Source organism: Streptodolium elevatio (assembly GCF_053592165.1).
Map to the genome: position 1 here is coordinate 165,285 of NZ_JBSFVE010000021.1, position 23,512 is coordinate 188,796.

The following is a 23,512-nucleotide window of genomic DNA, read 5'->3' on the forward strand; positions in this document are numbered from 1 at the left end:
CGTGGCGCTGCCGGTGGACGAACCCGCCACCCGCCCCTACCGCGTCACCTTCGTCTGCACCGGCAACATCTGCCGGTCGCCGATGGCCGAGTGGGTCTTCCGCAAGGTCGTCGAGGACGAGGGCCTGGACGGCCTCGTGGAGGTGGACAGCTCCGGCACGGAGGGCTGGCACCGCGGCAAACCGGCCGACCACCGTACGGACGCCGTCCTGCGCGCGGCCGGCTACGAAACCGGGCACGCCGCGCGCCGGTTCGACGCGACGTGGTTCCCGTCGTACGACCTGGTGGTCGCCCTCGACAGCGACCACCTCCGCGAACTGCGCCGCCGCGCCCCCGACGACGCCGGCCGCGCAAAGGTGCGCCTGCTCCGCGAGTTCGACCCCGACGCCGACGACGACCTCGACGTCCCGGACCCGTACTACGACGGCCCCGAAGCCTTCGAGGAAGTCCTCACCCTCATCGAGTCAGCCGCCCCCGGCCTGATCACCCACATCCGCAGCCACATGACCACCGCCCCCTGATCCGTATGCACCCCAGCTCGGCCTCGCGATCAACGCGGCCCGCAGGGCGAAGGGCTGGACGCAGCAGAAACTCGCCGAGGCCACGGGGATGCAGCAGGCGAACATCTCGGCGATCGAGCATGCCGGCGTGACTCCGACGCTCGCTCTGGTCCAGCGGCTGGCCAAGGCACTGGACATCCGCGTCGTGATCGTCGTGGACGTTGTCGACGGGCGGGATGTCATCGAGTACACGATGACCCCGTGTTCGTCGGCCGCCTGAACGGCTCCCGTACGACGTCGGTTCGCGGTTGGCGCGGGCCCGCGCCACGCAGCCGCGGGGCGGACGCGCGGACGGCGCGGGGATCGGGGTTTCCGATCGCCGCGCCGTCTTGTGTCGGTGCGTTCTTTTGGGGGTCAGCCCATGTGGACGGCGCCGCCCTCGCTGGGGAGGGCGTCCTTGCCGGCGTTGACCAGGAGGGCGGCGATGACCGCGCCGACCACCATGATCGCGGCGGCCCAGCCGAACGCCTGGGTGTAGCTGTCCAGGCTCGCGTCGACGAACGCCTGGTGGGCGACGTTCGCGTCACCCATCTGCGGGCCGAGTTCCGCCGCCTTGTCCGACATGGAGTCGTCGAAGGCGGAGGTCGCGATGCTGTTGAGCAGGGCGGTGCCGAGGGCGCCGCCGACCTGCTGGACGGCGTTGATCGAGGCGCTGGCGGCGCCCGCGTCGTGGCCGGTGATGCCGATCAGCGCGGTGCTCGCGACCGAGGTGAACACCAGGCCGAGGCCCAGGCCGATCAGGACCATGCCCGGCAGCACGTCGCTCAGGTACTGGCGCTCGGTGGAGAGGAAGGTGAGCCAGAACGTACCGCCGGCGGCCAGCAGCGAGCCGACCGTGAGCGGGATCCGCGGGCCGATCTTCGGCAGCAGTGCCGCCGAGGCGCCCGCGGTGATGAAGACGCCGACGGTGATGCCGAGCGCGCCCGCGCCCGCCTTCACCGCGCCGTACTCGAGCACGACGCGCATGTAGAAGATCATGAACATCGTCGAGCCGATGAAGGCCGCGCCGACGAGCAGCATGACCAGGAGGGACCCGCCGCGGTTGCGGTCGGCGACCACGCGGAGCGGCAGCAGCGCATGCTGCGTACGGCTCTCGATCAAGGTGAACAGGCCCAGCAGCAGGACGCCGGCGACCAGCATGACCAGCGTGACGCCGTCGGTCCAGCCCTCCTCCGCGGCCCGGGTGAAGCCGTACACGAGGGCGGCGAGGCCGAGGGTGACGGTTATGGCACCGGGGATGTCGTACCGGGTGTTCCCCTCGGCGCGGCTCTCCTTGAGGATCGGCAGCGCGGCGAAGATGGAGACGGCGGCGATGGGGACGTTCACCAGCAGGGTCCAGCGCCACGACGCGTACTCGGTGAGCACGCCGCCGAGCAGCAGGCCGATGGCCGCGCCACCTGCCGAGATGCCGCCGTAGACGGCGAACGCCTTGGCGCGTTCCCGGCCTTCGGTGAACGTGACGGTGAGGATCGCCAGCGCCGCGGGGGCGAGCAGCGCGCCGAAGACACCCTGGAGCGCCCGGGCGCCGAACAGCATGGCCTCGTTCTGCGCGATGCCGCCGAGTGCGGAGGCGGCGGCGAAGCCGGCCATGCCGGTGACGAACGCCTTCTTCCGGCCCCAGAAGTCGGCGATGCGGCCGCCGAGCAGGAGCAGGGCGCCGAAGGACAGCGCGTACGCCGTGACGACCCACTGCTTGTTGGCGTCCGACATGTTGAGGTCGGCCTGCGCGTCCGGCAGGGCGACGGTGACGATGGTCGCGTCAAGGACGACCATGAGCTGCGCGACGGCGACGACGACCAGCACCCACCAGCGGCGCGAGGAGTGGTCCTCGGACGCGCCGCCGGGAGTCGGTCGGGACGGATCGAGAGTGGCTTGGGACATGGAGGTACCCCCGGTGCGGGTGTTATTGCGGATCGGTCCGACCGGGCCGGTTGTGGGGCCCGGATCGGCGACGTGGGCCGAGCGTTCGGCTATATGACGAACGAGAGCGCTCAGCTGTGACGAAGTGCGTGCAGGACCACCGTGTCGATGATGTCGTTCAGGTACGACTCGGTGGCCGGCACCCCGTCGCACAGCGGCCTGTTGAGGACCGCCTGGACGAGGATTCCGCCGCAGTAGTCGGTGGCGGCGGGCTTGCGGGCGAGTTCTCCGCGGTCGACGGCCCGCTGCACCAGGGCGTCGAAGGCTTCGCGTTCGGGCCGGATGAGGACCTCGCGGAGCATCTCACCGAGTTCGTGGTTGGTCATGACGACGTGGCTCATGGAGGCGTGCAGCCCGGCGTCGTCCTGGGCGAGTGCGGCCAGATGGCGTGCGACCGAGCGCAGGTCCCCGTCGAGGGAGCCGGTGTCGTCGCCGCCGAGGTGGACCGGCCGCAGGTGGGCGAGTGCGTGGATGACCAGCCGGGGCTTGCCCTGCCACTGGCGGTAGAGGGTGGCCTTGCTGGTCCGGGCACGGGCGGCGATGGCGTCCATGGTGAGCGCCTCATAGCCGACCTCGCGCAGCAGCGCGATGACGGCGTCGTACAGCTCCCGCTCGCGCTCCGGCGTCAGCCGGCTGCGCCGCTCGGGTGTCGTCGCCTGCTCGGTCGGCATCCCGCCTCCTTCCCTGTTGCCCGAGGAGCATAGCCTATCGAAACGAAACCGTTTCGTACGGGTGGATCACTTCGCAGGCGTCCGGTGGAGAGGAACCGGCGGCCGGGCGATCTGATTCCCCATCAGAACAACTTTTCGCGGGCGAATTCCGGCCACCCGGCGGCCCGACGCATCAGCGATGATCCGGTCGGCCGGGCCGCACGCGCGCACCCGGTCGGCACGTCCGGCGCGGTACGCGTCTCGCAGATTGCCCGTGCGTGCTTTGTGAAGGCGGCAGGCGGGGCGGGTCGTATCGTGACTGCGCCATCCGTGCGGGCGGCCACGGTGGGCGGACGACCGTCCGCAGACGTGTTCGAGACGCGTTCGAGAGGGAACTGCCATGGCTGGTGCCGGGAACGAAACGCCGCGGGAAACCGCCGACCTGGCCGCGAACGGCATGTCCGGTACCAGTACCGCGCCTTTGACCGTCAGCGACGTGCGGGACGTGGGGGCGGGCGATTCCGGTCCTTGGGGCGGAGCCACCACGTTCCGCACTCTCGAGGAAAGCCAGGAAGCGGGCTTGAGCCGAGATCTGGAGAAATAGCCCACCCGTCACGCCGCGCCCGCAAAGCTGCGTCCTAGGCCAAGTCCTCGATGAAGGCCGCTAGTTGGGCGAGGTTGCGGCATTCGACCATCGGCACGATCCGGTCGTACGCCGAGGACGCCGAGTCCCCGGTGTCCCAGTCACGGCGCGGCTCCGGGTTCAGCCAGTGCGCGCGCCGGGCGGTGTCGGCCAGCTTGGTCAGGGCCGGCAGGGCCAGTTGGCCGTAGTTGGAGCGCGCGTCGCCCAGGATGAGCAGCGCGGTCTTGGAGCCGACCACGTCCGGGTAGCGCTCGGCGAACAGTTCGAACGCGCGGCCGTAGTTGGTGCGCCCGCTCACCCACACGAGGTCCGCCTCGGAGGTCATGCGCTTCATCGCGTCGGCGACGTCCACGCCCGGCGCGAAGTAGCCGGTGACCTCGTCGAGGTTGTCGATGAAGGCGAAGACCCGGACCTTGCTGAACTGCTCGCGCAGGGCGTACGCCAGCAGCAGCGTGAAGTGCGCGAAGGACGACACGGAGTCGCTCACGTCGCACAGCACCACCAGCTCGGGTTTGTGCGGCCGCCGCGGGCGGTGGTACGTGCGCACCGGCACGCCGCCCGTCGACAGCGACGCCCGCACGGTACGCCGGAAGTCCAGCCGCCCGCGCCGCCCCGCCTTGTGCTTGACCGCCAGCCTGGTGGCCAGCCGCCGCGCCAACGGATGGACGGCGCGCCGCAGTTCGGCCAGGTCCGCGCGCGTCGCACGCAGGATGTCGATGTTCTCCAGAGGCGGCCGCACCGCGACCTTGGCGACGCGCTCGACGGAGGTGTCCTCGGCCAGCCGCCGCCGGACCTCCGCGGTGATCATGTCCTGTAGGGCCGTGAGGCGGTCCTCCAGGGTGCGCCGCGCGGTGCGCTCGGCCAGCCCGCCGCGCTCCTGGCCGGCCAGCACCGCGCGCAGCAGCCCGGCCATGAGGGTGCGCGGGTCGAGGGCAGCACCGACGGTGTACGCCGACCAGGTCTGCCGCGGCGCCCCCGCCGGCGACCTCCCGTACGCCGCCACCGCCTCCCGCACCAGCTGCCGCATCCCGGCCTCGTCGCCGTCCAGCAGCAGGTCGAACAACCGCTCGCGCATCTCGTCGGCCACCGGGTCGGGCGGACGCGGTCCGCCGCGCGGGCGCTCGGGCCGCTCGGGCGGCGGCCCCGCCGCGCCGTCCCCGATCGCGGCCGGGAACCACAGGTCGAAGAGCGTGTCGAAGGTGGCCCGGTGGGTGGGCCGTTTGACGAGGGTCGCGGCGTACGCGGCCCGCATCGCCTGCCGGTCGACCAGGTCCAACACCGTCAACGCCCGTGCGGCGTCCAGGCCTTCGGCCAGCGAGACGGGGAGCCCGGCGCCGCGCAGGGCGTCCAGGAAGCCCACGTGCCGTTCCAGGAGCGCCATGCCGCTAGCCCAGCCCGGCGGTGGGAAGGCCCAGCTCCTTGGCCGCGCGGTTCTGGTCCGACACGTGCTTGAGGACCACGCCGAGGGTACGCGCGATGGCGTCCTCGTCGAGCGTGTCGGCCTGGAGCGCGAGCAGGGTCCGGGCCCAGTCGAGCGTCTCGGCGATCGACGGCGACTTCTTGAGGTCGAGCGCCCGCAGCGTCGCCACGGTGCGCACCAGCTGCTCGGCCAGCGCCTCGGTGATGCCCGGCACCTGGGCGAGCACGATCTCGCGCTCGCGCTCCGGGGTCGGGTAGTCGAGGTAGAGGTACAGGCAGCGGCGCTTGAGCGCCTCGGACAGCTCGCGGGTGGCGTTGGAGGTCAGCACCACGAAGGGCCGGCGGATCGCGCTCACCGTGCCCAGCTCGGGGATCGTGACCTGGTAGTCGGAGAGCACCTCGAGGAGCAGGCCCTCGACCTCGACGTCGGTCTTGTCCGTCTCGTCGATCAGCAGGACGGTCGGCTCGGTGCGGCGGATCGCGGTCAGCAGCGGCCGGGCGAGCAGGAACTCGTCGGAGAAGATGTCGTCGTGCGTGTCGGACCAGTCCTGGCCCTCGGGGGTGGCCTGGATGCGCAGCAGCTGCTTGCGGTAGTTCCACTCGTAGAGCGCGCGGCCCTCGTCGAGCCCTTCGTAGCACTGGAGGCGTACCAGGTCGGCGCCGGTCGCCGCCGCGACGGCCTTGGCCAGCTCGGTCTTGCCCACCCCCGCCGGGCCCTCGACCAGCAGCGGCTTGCCGAGGGCGTCGGCCAGGAAGACGGTGGTGGCGATGTGCCCGTCGGCCAGGTACTCGCCCTCGGCCAGGCGGCTCCGCACATCCTCCGGAGAGGCGAACAAGGACGTCACGGCGGCTCCCTCGGCCTGCGGTTTCACCCGGCAAGTGCATTTGACTTGGTCAAATGATACTGCCCGGGCCGCGGCTACCGGAGGGCCGCCGTGCGCAGCTCCACCAGCAGCGCCTCGACCCGCCCGCTGTCGGGCCGCTCGGGCAGTACCGAATCGACCGCGTCGAGCGCCGCGATCTCCTTGTCGAACAGCGCCGAGAACGCCTCGGGGGCACGGGCCGCGAGTTCGCCGGCGGCGAAGAGTTCGTCGCGCCGCGCCGACATGTCGATGGTCAGGCGGCCGGTCGTGAGCAGCCCGTGCGCCTGGCGCAGCAGCCGCATGCAATGCCGCCCGTGCTTGGCCGTGCGGCGCGCGGTGTCCGCCGAGAAGCCCTCCTTGCCGGCCTCGTGGCGCGACAGGAGCTTGCGGGACTGCTGGAGCGCGTAGCCGCCGTACGCGCCGCGCACGCACGGTGTCGACAGGAACGCCTCGCGGATCGCGATCAGCTCGCGGCCGGCATCCGTGGCCACGACATAGGAGTCCAGCCACAGCAGTTCGCTCACCGTCGGGTTGCCCTTGAGCGCGAGCGTGGCGAACTTGTACAGCTCGTGCATGGTGAGGTCCGGGTGCGTGGTGACGCGGGAACCGGTCAGCACGCTCGGCCCGCTCAGCCCGAACACCTCCGCGGGTGCGGCGATGTAGACGCCGAGCCGGTCCTCGTCGGAGCCCTCGGTCGCCAGGCCGTATGCCGTCGACCCCACCACGCCCACCAGCAGTTCCCCGGTCATGCGCACGAGTATCGGGCACGGTACGCGCGGCGGCGTACGGGTTTTGCGCGGTGCGCGCGGTGCGGCCTCGCGTCGACTCGGTGCGGCCCCGGCGATCGGTACGGGACCCGGCGATCAGTGCCGTGCCGACCTCAGCGGTTGGCGACGGCCACGATCATGAGCGTGCCGAAGATCACCGCGAAGCCGAGCACGTAGACCGACAGTCGGATCCACATGCCGTTCTCGCGGCTCTTCTCGGACTCGGAGTTGGCCATGGGGGCGTCCTTTCCTGCGGCGGCCTTTCCTGCGGCGGCGCGTGTCGGTCAGTGGGGTGGTGCCGACGGCACGCACGCGGTGAAGGCGACCATCGCGGGCGCCGCGTGGACCATGAGGAACTCGACCGGCACGTGGTCGTCGGCGGACTCCATGACATGCGGCATCGCTGAGTCGAAGTGCGCGACATCGCCGGGCGCGAGCAGGTGCGTCGTGCCGTCGAGGGTCAGCCGGAGCTGGCCCTTGAGCACGTGCAGCCACTCCTCCCCCGGGTGCACGCGGGCCGGGCCGGTCGCGCGGCCCGGGGGCACGCGTACCCGCAGCGCCTGCATGCCGCGCCGCGGGCTGCCGGCCCGCCAGTACGTCCAGCCGTGCGCGCGGAACGGCTCCGCGTTCTTCGCACGGATGACCGTCTCCTCGCCGCCGGCGCGTTCGCCGAGCAGGATCGACACGGTCGTGGCGTACACCCGCGCGAGGGTGAGGAGGGCGGGCAGCGACGGCTGGCGCCGCTCGTTCTCGAGGCGGGAGAGATAAGCGATCGACAGGCCGCTGACTCCGGCGGCATCCTCGAGCGTCAGCCCGTGGCCGAGCCGGGCCTGCTTCAGACGTTCGCCGAGGCCCGGCGCCGCGGTCTCGGAGACCGGTTCGGCCGGGGGCTGCGACACGGACGTTGTTCCGGGCATACCATCACGCTAACCACGTGTCTACCACGCTGGCAATTTTCTTGCCCAGGAGGCAAAACCCGATGGACATAGCCCTGCTTCAGGCGCAGTCGCAGCTCATCATCAGACAGAACTTCCGCCTGATGGTGAACCAGTACGTCGTGCACCTCGTCAACCCGGACGGGACGCACGGCCAGGTCGTCGCCTACGCCCAGCAGAAGCGCGGCAAGCTCAAGGAAGAGGTCATCCTCTACACGGACGACTCGAAGCAGTACGAGCTCGCCCGCTTCAAGGCCCGCCAGATGCTCGACATCCATGCGCAGCACGACGTCACCGCCGTCGACGGCACTCCGCTGGGCATGTTCTCCAAGAACGTGAAGAAGTCGTTCATCCGCTCGACGTGGCACCTGGAGCGGCCGGGCGCCGAGCGCTCGACCGGCCAGGAGCGCAGCCTCTTCGGCGCGATCCTGCGGCGCGTGTGGGGGTTCATCCCGTACGTCGGCGCGTTCCTGCCCGCCCCGACGTACCACTTCGACTTCGTGGGCGACGACACGCAGACCCCGATGCTGCACATCGAGCGCCAGATGAAGCTGCGGGACCAGTACTTCGTGACGTTCACCGACCCGACGCTGGACCGCCGCCTCGGGCTGTGCGTCGCGGTCGCGATGGACGCCATCCAGAACCGCTGACCGCGGCCGTCTCCGGGCGCGAAGCCGACTCCACCGATCCTCGGACCGAAGCCGTACGGGCCCGACGCATCCCCGCGGCGGGCCCGTACGGCTGCTGCCGCGCCCGACGCGTCGGCGCCGCGCGTCAGACCGTCTCGTCCTCCGGTACCAGCACGGGCGTGTCCACCCGCAGCACCTCGCCGCGGAAGAACCGCGGCGACCGCCGGGCGGTGACCTCCATGAAGACCACGCCGAGCAGCAGCACGCCGACGCCGATGACGAACACGCTGCCGATGCCGAGCACCGAGCTTCCGCTGCCGTAGTCGGGGCTCCACGCGTCGATCAGCGTCTTGACGAAGATGGCGCTCAGCATCAGGCCGCCTACCAGCGGCATGAGCCCCTTGATGAACAGCTCGCGCGCGGACCGGCGCAGGTCCTTGCGGAAGTAACGCACCGACGAGAACGCGGTCAGCGCGTAGTAGAAGCAGATCATGAGGCCCAGCGCGGCGATCGTGTCCTCCAGGACCGACGTGCTGACCAGCGTCATGACCGTGTAGAACGCGCCGGTGACGATGCCCGCCGCGATGGTCGCGAAGCCGGGGGTCTTGAAGCGCGGGTGCACGCGCGCGAAGGCGGCCGGCAGGGCCTCGTACGTCGCCATCGCCAGGGCGGTGCGGGCCACCGGGATGAACGTCGTCTGGAGGCTCGCGACCGAACTGGCGAGCACGGCGATGAACAGCAGGATGCCGAGCCCCGAGCCCAGCACCGGGTCGGCGAGCTTCGCGAAGATGTTCTCGTCGTCGGTGTTGAGGCCGAGCCCGGTGTCGCCGACGCCCGCGACCATGAGCGTCGCGATGCCGGTCATCAGGTACGCGCACACGATCACGACGAGCGTCACCATCGCAGCCCGGCCGGGCACCTTGGGGCCGCCCGCGGTCTCCTCGTTCATGGTCAGCGCGGTGTCCCAGCCCCAGTACATGAAGATGGACAGCGACAGGCCCGCGGTCAGCGCCGCGAAGTTGTCGATCCCGAACGGGTTGAGCCACTCGAAGGAGAACGACAGCGACGTGTCGAAGTCGCCTTGCTGCGCCTTGGTGATGGCCATAACGATGAACAGCGCGAGGACCGCGAGCTGCAGCGCGACCAGGATGTACTGCACGCGCTTGGTGACCGTCATGCCGCGATAGCTGATCGCGGTGGCGACGGCGATGAAGAGCATGCAGGTCGGGATGTGGATGGCCTTGTTGTCGTCCCAGCCCGCGACCCAGTCGCTGTCGAACAGCTTGCCGAGGGTCAGGTAGAAGAACGACGTGCCGATGCCCGCGAGGTTGGACAGCACGATGATGGTGGCCATCACCAGGCCCCATCCGCACATCCAGCCGACGCGTGGGCCGAACGCCTTGACGGTCCAGGTGAACGACGTCCCCGCGTCCGGCACGACCTTGCTGAGCTCGCGGTAGGCGAAGGCGACCAGCAGCATCGGGATGAACCCGATGAGGAAGATCGCCGGCAGGTGTGTGCCGACCTCGCGCACGGTGGGCCCGAGAGCGCCCGTGAGCGTGTAGACCGGGGCCACCGTGGAGATCGCGACGACGACGCTGCCGGCGAGGCCGATGGCGTTGTGGCTGAGGCCCTTGTCCTTGATGTCCGCTTCACGCTGGTAGTGGAGCTCGCCCGGGCCGCGGGGTCCGTCGCCGTGCCGACGGCTGTTCTGGTCTGTCACAAGCGAACAGACTAAATCAGGATTGACGGACTATTGACCGCCACGCCTGTGGTTCCAAGGACAAACCGGGACAGCAGCTTTCGGGTCGGAGCCGTGAATCCGGGCCTATGCCACGCGGATGAGCAGGTCCTCGGGTCGGATCGGGAGGTACGTCACAGGCCGTCGGACAACCTCCCGACGGCCTCCGCCGGCCGCCCGGGACCGCCGACACGAGCGGCAGGCGCGGCCGAGGCGGTCGCGGTCCGGGCGGGACCTCGGAGCCCGCACGGCGGGCTTCACGTGGCGTGCGGTAAGCCGTACAGTGCCCCCACAGCTGGCACTGCGTGCCAGTTTCAATCCGCGTCCAGGGGGTCCGCCCATGCCGCTCAACGCCGAACTCGGCGCGTTCTTCGCGTCCATACCGCTGCCGCGCTACGAGGGCGAACCGGCCGCGTTCCGCGAGAAAATGGACGCCGGTATGGCGATGCGGCCCGTCATGACCGAGGTCCCGCGCATCGAGGACCGCACCGTCCCGGGCCCGGAGGGCGCGCCCGACCTGGCGGTGCGCGTCTACGCGCCGAGCACCGAACCCGGCCTGCCGGTCACGGTCTTCTACCACGGCGGCGGGTTCTGCATCGGCAGCATCGCGAGCCACGACCCGGTCGCGCGCAAGATCGCCGCGGCCGCGGAGTGCGTGGTGGTGTCCGTGGAGTACCGGCTCGCGCCCGAGCACCCGTATCCGGCGGCGCACGAGGACGCGTACGCCGCGTACGCCTGGGTGCGCGAGCACGCCGCGGAACTCGGCGGTGACCCGGACCGCGTCGCGGTCGCCGGCGACAGCGCGGGCGGCTCGCTGGCCGCGGCGGTCTGCCTGATGGCGCGCGACCGCGGCATCGCGCAGCCGACCTTCCAGCTCCTGTGGTACCCGGGCACCGGCCTCGACGCCGGGGCGCACGCGACCAAGCCGAACGACCCGCTGCTCCCGGCGGCCGCGCTGGCCTGGTTCGGCGAGCACTACTTCGCGAAGCTCACCGACGAGCAGTGCCGGGAGTACGGGGCCGTCGGCCTCGCCGCCGACCTGTCCGGCCTGGCCCCGGCGCACATCGTGGTCGCGGGCGAGGATCCGCTGCACACCGAGGGGGTCGCGTACGCCGAGCGGCTGCGCGCGGCCGGTGTGCCCACCGGGCTGGACGACCACGAGGACCTGAGCCACGGCTTCCTCAGCTTCGCCGACTTCGTGCCGCCGTGCGCCGACGCCGCGGCCAGTTCGTACGCGGCGTTGCGCGACGCCCTCGCCAAGGGCTGAGGACCGCCTGGGGGGTGTGACGGACGCGCGTCGGACGTACCCGGACGTCAGACCGGATCGGCACGTGTGAGGGCGATCACCGCGACGTCGTCACACGTGCCCTCCGCGTAGTCCGCGAGGTCGTCGCGCACGAACGCGGCCAATACGCCCGGGTCCACCCGGTCGCGGCCCCCGAACCGCACCGACAGCCGCTCCTCGATCGGGTAGAAGGCGCCCTGCGGACCGCGCGCTTCGCTCACCCCGTCGGTGTGCAGGACCAGCACGTCGCCCGGCTCCAGCGGGTGGGCGGTCGCCCCGGTGGCCGCGTCCGCGAGCGCGCCGAGGCCCAGCGGTACGCCGGGGCGCGTCGCGAGCCTGGTCACCCGGCCCCGGCTGAGCAGGATCGGCGCCGGGTGCCCGCGGTCGACGACGCGCACCTCGCGGCTGTCGGGCGGCAGCTCCAGCAGCAGCGCGGTGACGAACAGTTCGGTGTCCGGCGCGCAGTCCGCCGCGGCGTGCGGCCCGGCCGCGGTGTCCCGGACGAGTCGGCGTTCCATGTGGTCGGCGAGTTCCGCGAGGTCGGCTATGCCGTGCGCGGCGTCCCGGAAGCTGCCGAGGACCGTGCCGACGTGCTGGATCGCGGGCAGGCCCTTGCCGCGCACGTCCCCTATCACGACGCGCACGCCGAACGGGGTCTCCACCAGGTCGTAGAGGTCGCCGCCGACCAGCGCGCGGCGGTCGGCGGCCTGGTAGTACCCGGCCGCGCGCACCGGCCCGAGCCGCGGCGGGACCGGGCGCAGGAGCATGAGCTGCAGCGCCTCGGCGACCGAGTGAGCCTGCACCAGGCTGCGGGCGTCGCGCCGCCGCTGCCGGGCGAGTTCGACGCTGATCGCGCCGATGATGGCGGTGGCGATGTAGAGCCCTACATGGTGGAGTTCGTCGAAGTGGTCGTAGCGCCACGCGAAGAGCACCTCGAGGGCCAAGGCCAGCACGACCAGCCCGGCGACGGTCCGCGCCGGACGGGTGAAGGCGGCCAGCACCGGCACCGCGATCAGCAGGAATCCCGATGCGAACTTGGTCGGCAGGGCGAGCTCGAACGCGACGTCGACGAGGATGACGGCGAACGGAGCCCACCACACCCACCGCGCGGTGGGCGGCGTCGACGGGGTGCCGAGCCGACCGGCCACGGGCGGGTCGGGGGTCGGCTTGGTGCTCACTCACCTCACAATATAGGGATTTGTCCCTTTGTCGTCGCGGAGCGTGTCCGGCCGCGGCCGCGGAGCGCGTCCGGCTCGCTCCGCCGTCGCCCGCGGCGTGGGCCGGTCACCCCGCGTCGCGCCTCGGCAGGACCAGCAACTCGCCGGTCCCGGGCCGGGGCAGCACGTCGACGGGGTGGCCGTACAGCTCGGACAGCGTCGACGCGGTGCACACCTGCTCGGGCGCGCCGCAGGCCACCAGCCGGCCGCGCGCGAGCAGGGCGATGCGGTCGGCGTACGCGGCGGCCAGGTTGAGGTCGTGCAGCACGACCAGGACGGCGTCGCCGCACCGGGCCCGGGCGCGCGCGAGCCGCAGCACGTCCTCGGTGTGCCGCAGGTCCAGGGCGGCGGTCGGCTCGTCCAGGAACAGCAGCGGGGCGCGCTGCGCGAGTACGCGGGCCAGCGTCACCCTCGCCTGCTCGCCGCCGGACAGCGAGGGGAAGACCCGCTCGGCGAGGTGCGCGGTGTCGGTCTCCGCCAGGCACCGCGCCACGATCTCGTCGTCGCCCTCGTCGCCCGGCATGCCCAGGTACGGGGCTCGTCCCATGCGGACCACCTCGTCGACCGTGAACGGGAACGCCAGCGCCGTGCTCTGCGGCATGACCGCCCGGTGCCGTGCCAGGTCGCGGGCGCCCAGCTCGCCGATCGGGCGGCCGCCGACCAGCACCTCGCCGCCGGTCGGGTGCAGGTCGCCGGTCAGCAGGCCGAGCAGGGTCGACTTGCCGGCGCCGTTGGGGCCGAGCACCGCGACCAGTTCCCCCGGGTGCACCTCCAGCGAGATGCCGTCGACCAGCTTGGTGCCGCCGTCGACCGCGTACGTCACGTCCCGCGCGGCGATCGCTGCCGTGCCCGGTGCGATCTCGACGGCGGGGCAGTCCCGCCCCGTCATCGCGGTGAACCTGTTGCGCACCCCGACGAGCAGACTCATGCCCAACCCCCTTGCCTGGAACGGGTACGACGCAGCAACCACAGGAAGAACGGCGCGCCGAGCAGCGCCGTCAGGACACCGAGCGGCACCTCGGCGGGCAGCGCGACGGTCCGCGCCGCGAGGTCGGCCGCGACCGTGACGATCGCGCCGAGCAGGGCACTGGCCGGCAGCAGCAGCGCGTGCCGCGGTCCGGCGACGAGGCGGATCAGGTGCGGCACGACGAGGCCGATGAAGCCGACCACCCCGGCCGCGGCGACCGCCGCGCCGACCAGCATCGCGGTCAGCACGACCACGACGAGGCGGACGCGCTCGGTGTCGACGCCGAGGTGCCGCGCGCCGCGCTCGCCGAGCGAGAGGAGGTCGAGCGCGCGGGCGTACCGGGGCAGCACGAGCAGGCCGAGGAGGGCGAACGGGACCAGGGCCCAGATGACGTCCCAGTTGGCGCCGCCCAGGCTGCCGAGGTTCCAGAAGCTGATGCTGCGCAGCTCGGCGTCGTCCGCGATGAAGGTCAGCAGGCCGATCCCCGCGCCGGCCAGGGCGTTGACGGCGACGCCGGTGAGGATGAGCGTGACGACCTCGGTACGGCCGTTGGATCGGGACAGCAGGTAGACGGTCAGCGTGGTGATGAGCCCGCCGAGGAACGCGAACCCGGTGACGGTCCAGGTGCCGAAGGTCGAGACGCCGAGCACGATCGCGCCGACGGCGCCTAGCGCGGCCCCCGACGAGACGCCGATGACCGCCGGTTCGGCGAGCGGGTTGCCGAACACCCCCTGCATCGCGGCACCCGCGCAGCCGAGGCAGACGCCGACGAGGATGCCGAGTACGACGCGCGGGAACCGGATCGCCCACAGGACCGAGTGGTTCCGGTCGGAGACGGTGCCGACGTCGACGCCCATCTTGTGCAGCAGAGAGGCGATCACCTCGGAGGCCGGGATGCGCACCGCGCCGGTCCCGGCCGCGAACACGCAGGTGACCAGGAGGAGAAGGAAGAGCCCGGGGATCAGCCACCGCCCGTGCCGCCGCACGTGGGCGGAAGGCGCGCCGGGTGTCAAAGCAGAACCCGGTGCCGAACCTGGTGCCGAAGCCGAACCGGGCAGGGCGGACGAACTTGCCGCGGAACGGGCCGACTTTGTCGGCGCCGGGTCCGGACTCCGGGTGGCGAAGGCCGAGCTGTCAGGGCCGGTCGTCGCACGGCCCGCCCGGGACGGCGCCGAGGAGTCGGGCCCGGCGCCGGCAACGGGCGCCCCGCGTACGGCGGTTCGCGGCTCGCCGACCGTCACCGCCGGTGCCGCTCGCGGGCCCTTCACTTCCTCGCCACCGATCGCGAGGAGGGCCGCGGCGGAGGGGTCGGCCGGCACGTCCGGCGCGTTCACGGGCGCGGTAGTGCCGACGGCGTCCGCCGCAGACGTCCCCGCCGCCGGTCCCGCCGGTGTGTCGTCGCGGCCTGTGTGCTGCTGGAGGCTCATCGCCCGCCCCTCCCCCGGTCGTTCTTCCGTGTCGTCGCGGCGGATCAGCCGTGCAGGGCGGTGACGAGCTTGTCGAGCGCCTGGCCGGTGCGCGGGCCGAGGTTGCCGAGCTCGGCGTCGTCCATCACGACCAGCTTCTTGTTCGCGCCGGCCGGGGTCTGCCCGACGCCGGGGAGCTTGAAGACGCCCTCGGGCCCGCCGACCGACTCGACGCCCTTGGTGAACGCCAGGATGAAGTCCGGCTTCGCGGTGACCATCGCCTCGGGAGTGAGCGGCTTGAAGCCGGTGACGCCGGCCTCGACGCCCGCGTCCACCGCGTTGGCGGCCTCGATCATGATGTCGCCGCGCGAGTCGCGGCCGCCGAGCTGCGGCGGCATCTCGCTGCCGCGCATGTAGAGGAACGCGACGCGCGGCTTGCCGGTGGACGCGGCGGCCTTGGCCTGGGCGGCCGCGATCTCCGCGTTCGTCTTCGCCGCGACCTCCTGGCCCTTGGCCGGGACGCCGAGTGCCTTCGCGACCGCTTCGATGCGGACCGCGGCGTCCGAGAGCTCGGCGCCCTTCGGGACGATCACGACCGGCGTGCCGGCCGACTTGAGCTGCTCGATCACGGCGGCCGGACCGGCGTCCGGCGTCGCGACGACCACCGACGGGTTCAGCGCGATGATGCCCTCGGCGTTCAGTGAGCGCTGGTAGCCGATCTTCGGCTTGTCCTTGGCCTCCGGCAGGATCGAGCCCGAGGTGTCGACGCCGACGACGTTGTCGGCGAGGCCCAGCGCGAAGACGATCTCGGCGACGTCGCCGTTGAGCGGCACGATGCGGCTCGCGTCCTTCACCGTCACCTTGCCGCCGCCCACCGAGTCGACGGTGACCGGGAGTTGCGGCTTGGCCGGGTCGCCGGCGGCCGGCGCGCTCGCGCCGGCGGCAGCCGCACTGTCGGGCTTGGTGCCCTCGTCGTCATCGGAGTCGCTGCCGCAGGCGGTCGCGAACGCGGTGACGGACAAGACGACTGCCGCCAGGCGCAGGGAGTTGCGCATGCGCATGAGTGGTCGACCCCTTCGAGGACGTGGCGCCGGCGAGTAGGTCATCACTACGTTCGGCCGCGGACTTAGGCAAGCCTTACCTTGCCACTGGCCAGACCTTAGAAGTAAGGATGACCTAACTTCAAGCCCTCAAGGGGTGCAGATGTTCACCCGGGACGGATTCGTCAACCCGCTTTCTGTCGGTCCGTCAGGTCCGGGTCACCGCCGCATCACGCCTTGTCGCCGCGGAACCCCCTACTGAAACTTCGGATTTCGGCGGCGCTGAAGTTCTCGTGGTCCTCGCCGTAGGCGGTGACCCCGTCGAACGTCCACGAGGTGAGGCAGTTGACGGTGAACAGGTTGGGGTTGAGGAAGAAGCCGAGACGGTTCTCCGTCCGCCCGTCGGCGTGCAGCTCGCGCCCGAGCTCGTCGGCGCCCTCCAACACGACACGTGTCGCCCAGCCGGTCACGTCGTCGCGCTCGACGACCTCGCGGCGCCCCTTGGCGAGTTTGGCCCACACGCCGTCGCGCAGCACGTAGCCGTGGATGGCCACGCACCCGCTGCCGAAGTCCATCGTGATCGCGTGGAAGGCGTCGCGGTCGGAGGCCGTCGCGTAGCTGTAGCCGCCGCGCCGCGCGGGCGAGGTCATCAGGCCCTGGCCGAACTGCGAGCGCACGCCCCACGAACGGTCGCGGAAGCCGTACGAGTCGACCGGGATCACCTCGCCGCGCAGCACGATCGTGCCCTCGTAGCGGCCGGGCTGGTCCACGTGCTTGTCGCCGAGGTAGTGCGGCGGGAGCACGCCGGTGAAGGTGAGGTCGACGGAGATCTCGTCGCCCCCGTCGGGGTCGTCGTAGCGGACCTGGTAGACCTTCTGGGGTTCCACACACCGGTACGCGATGCCATTCGGCAGCGTGATGTCGGTGAGCGGCTGGTCCGGGATCGGCATGTGCCAGAAGTTCTTGGCGTACAGCGCGTCGTGGATGTACCGGCCTGTTTCGTCCCAGAAGTAGGCGCCGCCCGCGGCAACCCCCTGGTTCGCCCGGAAGAAGGGGTAGAGCTGGCCCGACAATTTGCGCTCGGGAACCGTGAACGTGAACCAGCACGTCTCGGTCCAGTACGGGTCGTCGCTCGTCGGCGGATGGAACTCGTCGTCAGGGTGCGTCGTCGTCATAGCGCACTCAGTACTACGACTACTTGTCAAGGTCAACCAAAAGCACTGTGCAGGGCGGAGCGAGTGTGGAGACGATGTCGCTGCAAGAGGTGTGGGATCGAGTCGTCGGCACCCAGCCCGACCCACCCCGGTGGCTCGTCGCCGCGACCGGCATCGCCGCGATCCTCGCGGTGCTCTACCGGCCCGTGTGGCGCCCGCTGCGGACGGTGGTCACCATCGCGCACGAGGGCGGCCACGCCCTCGCGGCACTGCTGACCGGCCGCCGCCTCACCGGCATCCGCCTGCACTCCGACACGTCAGGCGTGACGGTCTCGGTCGGCAAGCCCACCGGGTTCGGCATGGTGCTGACCGCGTTCGCCGGGTACGTGACGCCGTCGTTCCTCGGCGCCGGCGGCGCGGCGCTGCTCGTCAACGGCCACATCACCATGACCCTGTGGGTCACCCTGCTGTGGCTCGCGCTGATGCTGCTGATGATCCGCAACCTCTACGGCGCGTTCGCGCTCATCGTCGTCGGCGGCGTCGTGTTCGCGGTGTCGTGGCTCGCCAAACCGGACGTGCAGGCCGGATTCGCGTACCTGCTGGTGTGGTTCCTGCTGGCGGCCGGCATCCGGCCGGTCATCGAGCTCCAGCAGTTGCGCCGACGGCGCCAGGCCCAGTGGTCCGACGCCGACCAGTTGGCGACGCTGACCAGGATTCCCGGTGCCGTGTGGGTCGGGCTGTTCGCCCTGTTGTCGGCCACCGCGTTCGGCACCGCCGCGGGCTGGCTGCTCGCCTGACGCGCGGCGGGCACCGCCGGGTGCGGCGCGGTTCCGGCAGCGCGCGTACGACGTAGGGCCCGCCACCCGGGAAACCCGGGTGGCGGGCCCTACGCGCTTGCGGGCGGCCGTCGCAGCCGCGGTCGATTCCGCGGCGGGGCGACGGCGTTTTGCCGGTGGGTCAGACGACGTCGTCGAGCTTGGCCAGCACGCCGTCGTAGATCTTGCGCAGGCCGGACGGTGCGAACGTCTTCTCGAAGAAGCCGCCGACGCCGCCCGCGCCCTGCCAGCGCGTGTTGACGTTGACCCGGCTGCGGCCCTCCCCCGCGGGGGCCACGGTCCAGGTGGTCACCATCGTGGAGTTGCGGTCGGTCTCCACGAGCGTGAGGTCGGCGGGCTGCGTCACGTCGAACAGGCACTCGCGCGAACGCTTCTTGGTGGCCTGGAGCTTCCAGTGCACGACGGTGCCCGCGCCCTGGCCGCCCTCGCGCACCTCGTAGTCGGAGAAGTGCTCGGTCAACAGCTTCGGACGGGTCGCGGCGTAGTCGACGAGCGCCGCGAAGACCGCCTCCGGCTCACCCTCGACGTCGCGCGAAGCATCCGCGTTGACCTGCCCCATGACCACTCCTCGAACTCGGACGAACGCCCGGCCGCGGCGCGGCGCGGGCTCTTGGTGGCGAACAGCAAACCACCTCGGTCCGTCCGGGTCCGAATCCCGTCCCGGTTCAGCTCGTCGGCGGCTGCACCTTGGGGGTGTAGCGGTCGAGTTCCGGGATGACCTCTTTGCCGAGGATCTCGATGGTCTTGAGGATGTCCTGGTGGTCGAGGTAGCCCCACTGCACGTAGCAGATCAGCTCGTCGACGCCGAGGTCCGCGTACCGCTTCATCTTCTTGACGCAGGTGTCCACGTCGCCGATGACGATCATGTCGGCGGCGTCGAACGTCTCGACCGGCACCTCGCCCTCGAACAGCGGCTTGAGGAGCGGGAAGGTCTTGTCCCGCTCCTCCTTGCCCAGGTGCGGAAGCTCCCATTCGAGCGTGAACATCGCGAGGTTCTTGTACCACCACGCCACCGAGTCCCAGACCTTCTGCGACACCTGCTTGCTGCCCGTGGTGTGCACGAGGGTGTACGCCGCGACCTTGTTCGTCGTCACGTCCGTCAGCGGCGTCGCGGTCTCCGCGGCCTTGCGGTACGCGGCCACTTGCGCGGCCATCGTCTCCAGCGGCTGCATGATCGAGAACGACAGCATGCCGAGCCCGTTGGACCCGGCGACCTCCGCCGAGCCCTGCGACGTCGCGGCCATCCACGCGGGCGGATGCGGGTCCTGGAACGGCTTGGGCGTCACCATGCGGCGCGGGAACCTGAAGCGCTCCGACTCGTACTCGAAGTACTCCTCGCGCCACATGCCGCACACGATCTCGATCGCCTCGCGCCAGTCGTCGCGCGACTTGGCGATGTCCACGCCGAACGCGGTCTGCTCCATCGGCGTCGAGCGCCCGGTGCCCCACTCGACGCGGCCGTTCGACAGGATGTCGACCGTCGCGACCTTCTCCGCGATGCGCTGCGGCGGCGTGAACCCGAACGGCGTGAGGGTGACGCCGAAGCCCATCCGGATCTGCTCGGTCAGCCCCGCGAGATGGCCGAGGAACACCTCGGACGCCGGCATGTGCGAGCGCCCCTCGCGGAAGTGGTGCTCCACCGCCCAGATCGTGTTGAAGCCCATCCGGTCGGCCAGTCGGATCTGCTCGACCGCCTCGCGGTACGCCCGCTGCTCCTCCCGCCGCTGGCCGTAGGGGTGATCCCCGTGCCAGGGCCGGGGGACGTCGACCTCGTACAACACGTCGAGCTTCATGTGACGCTCCGCTTTTTGATATTCTGAAAACTGATTCGAAATCCGATAATGAGTTTGGCGCGATGTCGCCCAGGTCACAAGGGGGCCTCCATGGTTCGTCCCGCGCTCGCCGCCAGCCGGGCTATCGAGATCCTCAACTTCTTCGCGGCGCATCCCGGCGGCGCGTTCACGCTCTCGGAACTGTCGGCGTCCCTGGGCATCAACCTCGCCTCGGCGCTGTCGGTGCTCCAGTCGCTGGAGGACGCCGGGTACCTGGTGCGGCACCCGCGGCGCAAGACGTACGAACTGGGCCCGTCGCTGGTCGCGGTCGGCGACGCGGCGCTGCGCAGCAACCGGGCCGTCGACCTGGCCCGCGGCGAAATGCGGCCGCTGGCCGAGGAGTTCAGCACCGAGGCGATCATCAGCGTGTCGGTGGGCGACGAGTTGGTGATCCTCGCGGTGGAGGGGCGCCCGCAACTGTCGTCCGCCGACGTACGCGTGGGCCAGCGCATGCCGCTGGTACCGCCGCTCGGCCAGGTGTTCTTCGCGTGGTCGTCGCCCCACGAGGTGGACGCGTGGCTGGGTCGCCTCGACCGGCGCATGCAGGCCACCGCCCGCATCCACCTGCCGGTCACCCTCGCGGCGGTGCGCGAGCGGGGGTACTCCATCACGGTCGAGAGCCCGACGCGCACCGAGATCGGCGCCACCCTGGAACGCCTCGCCGACCGCCCGCGCGAGGCACCGAGGTTGCGCGACCGCCTGGCCGAACTGGCGGCGGCGCTGGGCGAGGAGGACTACGAGCTGGTGGGGGTGGAGGCCGAGGCGACGTACGACATCACCACCATCGTGGCGCCGGTCTTCGACGCCCGGGGACAGGTCGCCCTCGCCATGACGCTGAACGGCCTGCGCCAGGTCACGGGCCGTCAGGTCACCGCCCACGGCGACCGGTTGGCGGCCACCGCACGCCTCGTCACCAAGCAGACCGGCGGACGGACACCGGACACGTACTTCGAGTGACGCGCGGCGCCGGGAACCCGACCGATCCGGCATAGCTCCTTCCGTACGCCGCCCGGCGCCCGCACGCTGCTTCCGGGACGGGGCCGCACGACCCCGGAGAGGAGCACACGGTGGACCCCGCGATCACGCCCCGAACACCGCACTCCGCAACCGACTCCGCAACCTGCGCACCCGACCGAGCGCGCGAACAAGCCCCCGACCACCGGCGGTGGCGCGGTGGGGCGCGCGAACGAGTGGCGGGCGCCGCCGCGGCCGCGCTGTTCGCGGTGGGCGCGTCCGGCGCCTTCGCTCCCGCGCACGCCGCACCCGGACTGCCGGACATCGGTCCGGGCGCCACCGGATTCGGCGCGCAGTGCGTCCAGGCGTTCTACTACTCCGTCGGGTTCAGCGACTTCTACCCGGACGCCGTCTACGGGCCCGAGACCACCGCCGACACCAAGCGCTTCGAGCGGCTGCTCGGGTTGCCGCAGGACGGCGTCGTGGATCCGTTCGTCGGCAGCGTGATGCACACCGTCATCGACCTCGGGTCCGGCGAGGGCGCCTGGAAGTCGGTCGGATGCTGGTACGAGGTCCCGTCCTTCTGGTAACCCCGCGCATTCCGGCCGGTGGCCGCGGGATCGCGCCAAGCCCCCATATGCGACGGCCTGTTCAGCCCGTACGCTCGATGCCCATGACAACGGGGGCAAAGCCTGCGGGATGGTACGAGGACCCACACGGGTACACGGGCACCGCGCGGTGGTGGGACGGCTCTGCGTGGACCGACGAGACGCGGCCCATCGGGGCCGAAGGCGAAGGGGTCGCGTCCGTCGGCGACGGGTCGACGCCCGCCGACGGAGCGCCCGCGGGATCCGCTGATGCACCGTCAACTCCGGTGCTGCCCACGCCTGTTCCGGCCGGCACAGGCCCGGTCGGCTCAGGTCCGGCCGCCCCGGCTCCGACCGCCGCCCCCGATTCCGTGTGGCCGGCCGCCGCGGCCTTGGCGTCCTCGGAACCCGCTCCGGCACCGCCTCCGCAACGGGTGGTGTTCGAGGTCGTCGATCCGGACCGTCGCAAGAAGCGCATCGGGGCGGCCGTCTCCTTCGGTGTCGTGGCGATCGCCGCGACCGTCTTCGGCTTCCTGTTCGGCGCGTCGGGCGACGACGACGAGAAGTCGCCCGATGCCGACGCGTCCCCGCCCGTCGCCTCCGGCTCCGCCGACCCGTCCGGCGGACCCGCCGCCTCGAACGCGGTCCCCGCCCCCGGGGCGACTCCCGCACCCACCGCCCCCGCTGCGGCACCACCGGTCGCCGTGCCGACGGATGCCGTCGCCCACTGGGAGCTCGACCAGGGCGCCGCGGACACCGGGGAACGCTTCCACGGCACCACCTCCGGGATCGTCACCTGGTCGCCCGAGCAGTCGGGCAGCGCGTTCTTCGCGGGCGGCGGCTCGATCCAGACGCGCGAGCCCGTCGTCGACACGACCCGGAGCTTCACGATCGCCGCCTGGGCGAAAGTCACCGAGACCAAGGCGCACCAGACGATCGTCGCCCAGGACGGCACCCAGGTCAGCGGCTTCTACCTGCACTACAACAAGGACGCGCGCACATGGGCGTTCGTACGCACGTCGGAAGACGCCGCCAACCCCGCGCAGTGGTACACGGCCGCCGCGTCGCAGCCCGCGAAGATCGGCGCCTGGACCAGCCTGGCCGCGGTCTACGACGCATCCACCGGCCAGATGACGCTGTACGTCGACGGCGTCGCGCAGGGCTCCGCCGGCGCCGCGAAGTCGTGGAAGGCGGCCGGCCCCCTCACGATCGGACGCGCCACGAGCGGCGTCGACCGCCTGAACGGATCGGTGGCCGACGTGCAGGTGTTCGACCGCACCCTGTCCGCCGCGGAAGTGGCCGCCCTCGCCGGCACCCAGCGATAGCGCGGGTGCCGGACGGGAGTTCAGCGCTCACGCGTCGCCTTCGACGATGCGTGCGCCTTGGACGTACGCCATGGCCTCGGTGAACACCGGGTCGGACAGCCGGCGGGCGACCTCCTCCTCGGTCACGTCCTCGATGTGGGTCTGGATCCACCAGAGATTGCCGAAGGGGTCGCGTACGCGGCCGACCAGGTCGCCGAAGAACAGGTGGGTGACCTCGGTGACGGACACGCCGCCCGCCTCGACCGCCGCCGCGTGTACCGCGTGCGCGTCCTCGACGTACAGGCGCAGGAACGCCGGGGTCGGCGCCCAGTCGGGCGGGGCGTCGAAGGCCATGACGATCGCGTCGCCGATGCGGGTCTCGGCGTGCCCGATGCTGCCGTCCGGGCTCACGAACCGGCCGATCTCCTCGGCGCCGAAGGCCTCGGCCATCCACGCCAGCAGTCCGGCGGTGTCCCGCGAAATGATCCACGGGGTGACCGCGGTGTAGCCCTCGGGCTTGTGTGCGACCGGCATGCGAGCGCCTTCCTGACGTAGCCAGTGCTGCTGTCCGAGAACGACAGTAGGCGGCTAATAGGAAAGATTGATTCCTGATGACCGCCCGTCAGATCGGCCGGATCGAGTGCACCGCATCAGGTGCCCCGGATCACGTCCACGTCGGCCACCACAATCGGTCGTGCCAGTCCGTCGTCGGGATCGTGGTGCCGGTGTAGATCGGGTAGAAGTAGAGGAAGTTCCAGGCGATGAGGGCGATGACGGCGACGGCGCCGGCGGTGCCCCAGGCTT

The 23,512-nt window shown here is 71.4% G+C and carries 24 protein-coding genes and 1 pseudogene; 9 read left to right on the forward strand and 16 right to left on the reverse strand.

Features of this window, described 5'->3' with window-relative positions:
- The first annotated feature begins 1 nt into the window (after position 1).
- Positions 2 to 520, forward strand: coding sequence for a low molecular weight protein-tyrosine-phosphatase (locus tag ACWD12_RS31820; RefSeq protein ID WP_450102451.1), 519 nt, complete (start codon positions 2 to 4; stop codon positions 518 to 520).
- Between the two features lie 25 nt (positions 521 to 545).
- Positions 546 to 779: pseudogene (locus ACWD12_RS31825) on the forward strand (helix-turn-helix domain-containing protein); the annotation flags it as partial.
- Between the two features lie 134 nt (positions 780 to 913).
- Here ACWD12_RS31825 and ACWD12_RS31830 read toward each other — a convergent pair.
- Both ACWD12_RS31830 and ACWD12_RS31835 read right to left on the reverse strand, forming a co-directional pair.
- Positions 914 to 2,440 (reverse strand): MFS transporter, encoded by a 1,527-nt coding sequence (locus tag ACWD12_RS31830; protein ID WP_358359453.1) that lies wholly within the window; start codon positions 2,438 to 2,440, stop codon positions 914 to 916.
- A gap of 110 nt (positions 2,441 to 2,550) precedes the next feature.
- Complete coding sequence (locus ACWD12_RS31835; RefSeq protein WP_450102452.1) at positions 2,551 to 3,150, reverse strand: TetR/AcrR family transcriptional regulator; 600 nt, start codon at positions 3,148 to 3,150, stop codon at positions 2,551 to 2,553.
- Positions 3,151 to 3,529: 379 nt separating this feature from the next.
- On the opposite strand from ACWD12_RS31835, the gene ACWD12_RS31840 reads away from it, so the two are divergent.
- Entirely contained in the window at positions 3,530 to 3,733 is a 204-nt protein-coding gene (locus tag ACWD12_RS31840; protein ID WP_450102453.1) for a hypothetical protein, read from the forward strand.
- Between the two features lie 34 nt (positions 3,734 to 3,767).
- Here the strand turns inward: ACWD12_RS31840 and ACWD12_RS31845 are convergent, their stop codons facing one another.
- The 5 genes from ACWD12_RS31845 to ACWD12_RS31865 all read right to left on the reverse strand — a co-directional run bounded on the left by ACWD12_RS31845 (position 3,768) and on the right by ACWD12_RS31865 (position 7,738).
- Complete coding sequence (locus tag ACWD12_RS31845; protein ID WP_450102454.1) at positions 3,768 to 5,153, reverse strand: vWA domain-containing protein; 1,386 nt, start codon at positions 5,151 to 5,153, stop codon at positions 3,768 to 3,770.
- Between the two features lie 4 nt (positions 5,154 to 5,157).
- The gene (locus tag ACWD12_RS31850) at positions 5,158 to 6,027 is read right to left on the reverse strand and encodes an AAA family ATPase (protein WP_450102474.1); all 870 of its coding nucleotides are present in this window, start codon (positions 6,025 to 6,027) and stop codon (positions 5,158 to 5,160) included.
- Positions 6,028 to 6,110: 83 nt separating this feature from the next.
- Complete coding sequence (locus ACWD12_RS31855; protein ID WP_450102455.1) at positions 6,111 to 6,803, reverse strand: nucleotidyltransferase domain-containing protein; 693 nt, start codon at positions 6,801 to 6,803, stop codon at positions 6,111 to 6,113.
- A gap of 131 nt (positions 6,804 to 6,934) precedes the next feature.
- Entirely contained in the window at positions 6,935 to 7,057 is a 123-nt protein-coding gene (locus ACWD12_RS31860) for a hypothetical protein (RefSeq protein WP_450102456.1), read from the reverse strand.
- A gap of 48 nt (positions 7,058 to 7,105) precedes the next feature.
- Positions 7,106 to 7,738, reverse strand: a complete 633-nt coding sequence (locus ACWD12_RS31865) for a helix-turn-helix domain-containing protein (protein WP_358363203.1) — start codon at positions 7,736 to 7,738, stop codon at positions 7,106 to 7,108.
- 62 nt (positions 7,739 to 7,800) lie between these two features.
- Between ACWD12_RS31865 and ACWD12_RS31870 the strand changes: the two genes are divergently transcribed.
- Positions 7,801 to 8,406: an LURP-one-related/scramblase family protein gene (locus ACWD12_RS31870; RefSeq protein ID WP_358363201.1), complete on the forward strand. Its 606-nt coding sequence runs from the start codon at positions 7,801 to 7,803 to the stop codon at positions 8,404 to 8,406.
- Between the two features lie 124 nt (positions 8,407 to 8,530).
- Here the strand turns inward: ACWD12_RS31870 and ACWD12_RS31875 are convergent, their stop codons facing one another.
- Positions 8,531 to 10,108 (reverse strand): APC family permease, encoded by a 1,578-nt coding sequence (locus ACWD12_RS31875; RefSeq protein ID WP_450102457.1) that lies wholly within the window; start codon positions 10,106 to 10,108, stop codon positions 8,531 to 8,533.
- A 358-nt stretch (positions 10,109 to 10,466) separates the two neighbouring features.
- Here ACWD12_RS31875 and ACWD12_RS31880 point away from each other — a divergent pair, with 358 nt between their 5' ends.
- Positions 10,467 to 11,393 (forward strand): alpha/beta hydrolase, encoded by a 927-nt coding sequence (locus tag ACWD12_RS31880; RefSeq protein ID WP_450102458.1) that lies wholly within the window; start codon positions 10,467 to 10,469, stop codon positions 11,391 to 11,393.
- A gap of 47 nt (positions 11,394 to 11,440) precedes the next feature.
- Here the strand turns inward: ACWD12_RS31880 and ACWD12_RS31885 are convergent, their stop codons facing one another.
- The 5 genes from ACWD12_RS31885 to ACWD12_RS31905 all read right to left on the reverse strand — a co-directional run bounded on the left by ACWD12_RS31885 (position 11,441) and on the right by ACWD12_RS31905 (position 17,216).
- A complete protein-coding gene (locus tag ACWD12_RS31885; RefSeq protein WP_450102459.1) occupies positions 11,441 to 12,589 on the reverse strand; it encodes a PP2C family protein-serine/threonine phosphatase in 1,149 nt (382 codons plus the stop codon).
- Between the two features lie 106 nt (positions 12,590 to 12,695).
- Positions 12,696 to 13,556, reverse strand: coding sequence for a heme ABC transporter ATP-binding protein (locus ACWD12_RS31890; protein ID WP_450102460.1), 861 nt, complete (start codon positions 13,554 to 13,556; stop codon positions 12,696 to 12,698).
- Entirely contained in the window at positions 13,553 to 14,653 is a 1,101-nt protein-coding gene (locus ACWD12_RS31895) for a FecCD family ABC transporter permease (protein WP_450102475.1), read from the reverse strand. The genes ACWD12_RS31890 and ACWD12_RS31895 overlap by 4 nt, the downstream gene beginning before the upstream one ends.
- A 413-nt stretch (positions 14,654 to 15,066) precedes the next feature.
- The gene (locus ACWD12_RS31900) at positions 15,067 to 16,062 is read right to left on the reverse strand and encodes a heme/hemin ABC transporter substrate-binding protein (RefSeq protein ID WP_450102461.1); all 996 of its coding nucleotides are present in this window, start codon (positions 16,060 to 16,062) and stop codon (positions 15,067 to 15,069) included.
- A 209-nt stretch (positions 16,063 to 16,271) separates the two neighbouring features.
- Positions 16,272 to 17,216: a DUF7064 domain-containing protein gene (locus ACWD12_RS31905; protein WP_450102462.1), complete on the reverse strand. Its 945-nt coding sequence runs from the start codon at positions 17,214 to 17,216 to the stop codon at positions 16,272 to 16,274.
- Positions 17,217 to 17,281: 65 nt separating this feature from the next.
- Here ACWD12_RS31905 and ACWD12_RS31910 point away from each other — a divergent pair, with 65 nt between their 5' ends.
- Positions 17,282 to 17,992 (forward strand): M50 family metallopeptidase, encoded by a 711-nt coding sequence (locus ACWD12_RS31910; RefSeq protein WP_358363188.1) that lies wholly within the window; start codon positions 17,282 to 17,284, stop codon positions 17,990 to 17,992.
- A 160-nt stretch (positions 17,993 to 18,152) separates the two neighbouring features.
- Here the strand turns inward: ACWD12_RS31910 and ACWD12_RS31915 are convergent, their stop codons facing one another.
- Together ACWD12_RS31915 and ACWD12_RS31920 are read right to left on the reverse strand one after the other, a co-directional pair.
- On the reverse strand, positions 18,153 to 18,590 hold the full coding sequence (locus ACWD12_RS31915; RefSeq protein ID WP_358363187.1) for an SRPBCC family protein: 438 nt from the start codon (positions 18,588 to 18,590) through the stop codon (positions 18,153 to 18,155).
- A 106-nt stretch (positions 18,591 to 18,696) separates the two neighbouring features.
- A complete protein-coding gene (locus ACWD12_RS31920) occupies positions 18,697 to 19,824 on the reverse strand; it encodes an LLM class flavin-dependent oxidoreductase (protein ID WP_358363186.1) in 1,128 nt (375 codons plus the stop codon).
- A gap of 90 nt (positions 19,825 to 19,914) precedes the next feature.
- Here ACWD12_RS31920 and ACWD12_RS31925 point away from each other — a divergent pair, with 90 nt between their 5' ends.
- The 3 genes from ACWD12_RS31925 to ACWD12_RS31935 all read left to right on the forward strand — a co-directional run bounded on the left by ACWD12_RS31925 (position 19,915) and on the right by ACWD12_RS31935 (position 22,729).
- On the forward strand, positions 19,915 to 20,820 hold the full coding sequence (locus ACWD12_RS31925; RefSeq protein ID WP_450102463.1) for an IclR family transcriptional regulator: 906 nt from the start codon (positions 19,915 to 19,917) through the stop codon (positions 20,818 to 20,820).
- A 110-nt stretch (positions 20,821 to 20,930) separates the two neighbouring features.
- The gene (locus ACWD12_RS31930) at positions 20,931 to 21,407 is read left to right on the forward strand and encodes a peptidoglycan-binding domain-containing protein (RefSeq protein WP_450102464.1); all 477 of its coding nucleotides are present in this window, start codon (positions 20,931 to 20,933) and stop codon (positions 21,405 to 21,407) included.
- 83 nt (positions 21,408 to 21,490) lie between these two features.
- Positions 21,491 to 22,729 (forward strand): LamG-like jellyroll fold domain-containing protein, encoded by a 1,239-nt coding sequence (locus tag ACWD12_RS31935; RefSeq protein WP_450102465.1) that lies wholly within the window; start codon positions 21,491 to 21,493, stop codon positions 22,727 to 22,729.
- 27 nt (positions 22,730 to 22,756) lie between these two features.
- Here the strand turns inward: ACWD12_RS31935 and ACWD12_RS31940 are convergent, their stop codons facing one another.
- A complete protein-coding gene (locus ACWD12_RS31940; RefSeq protein WP_450102466.1) occupies positions 22,757 to 23,242 on the reverse strand; it encodes a VOC family protein in 486 nt (161 codons plus the stop codon).
- Positions 23,243 to 23,512 lie beyond the last annotated feature (270 nt).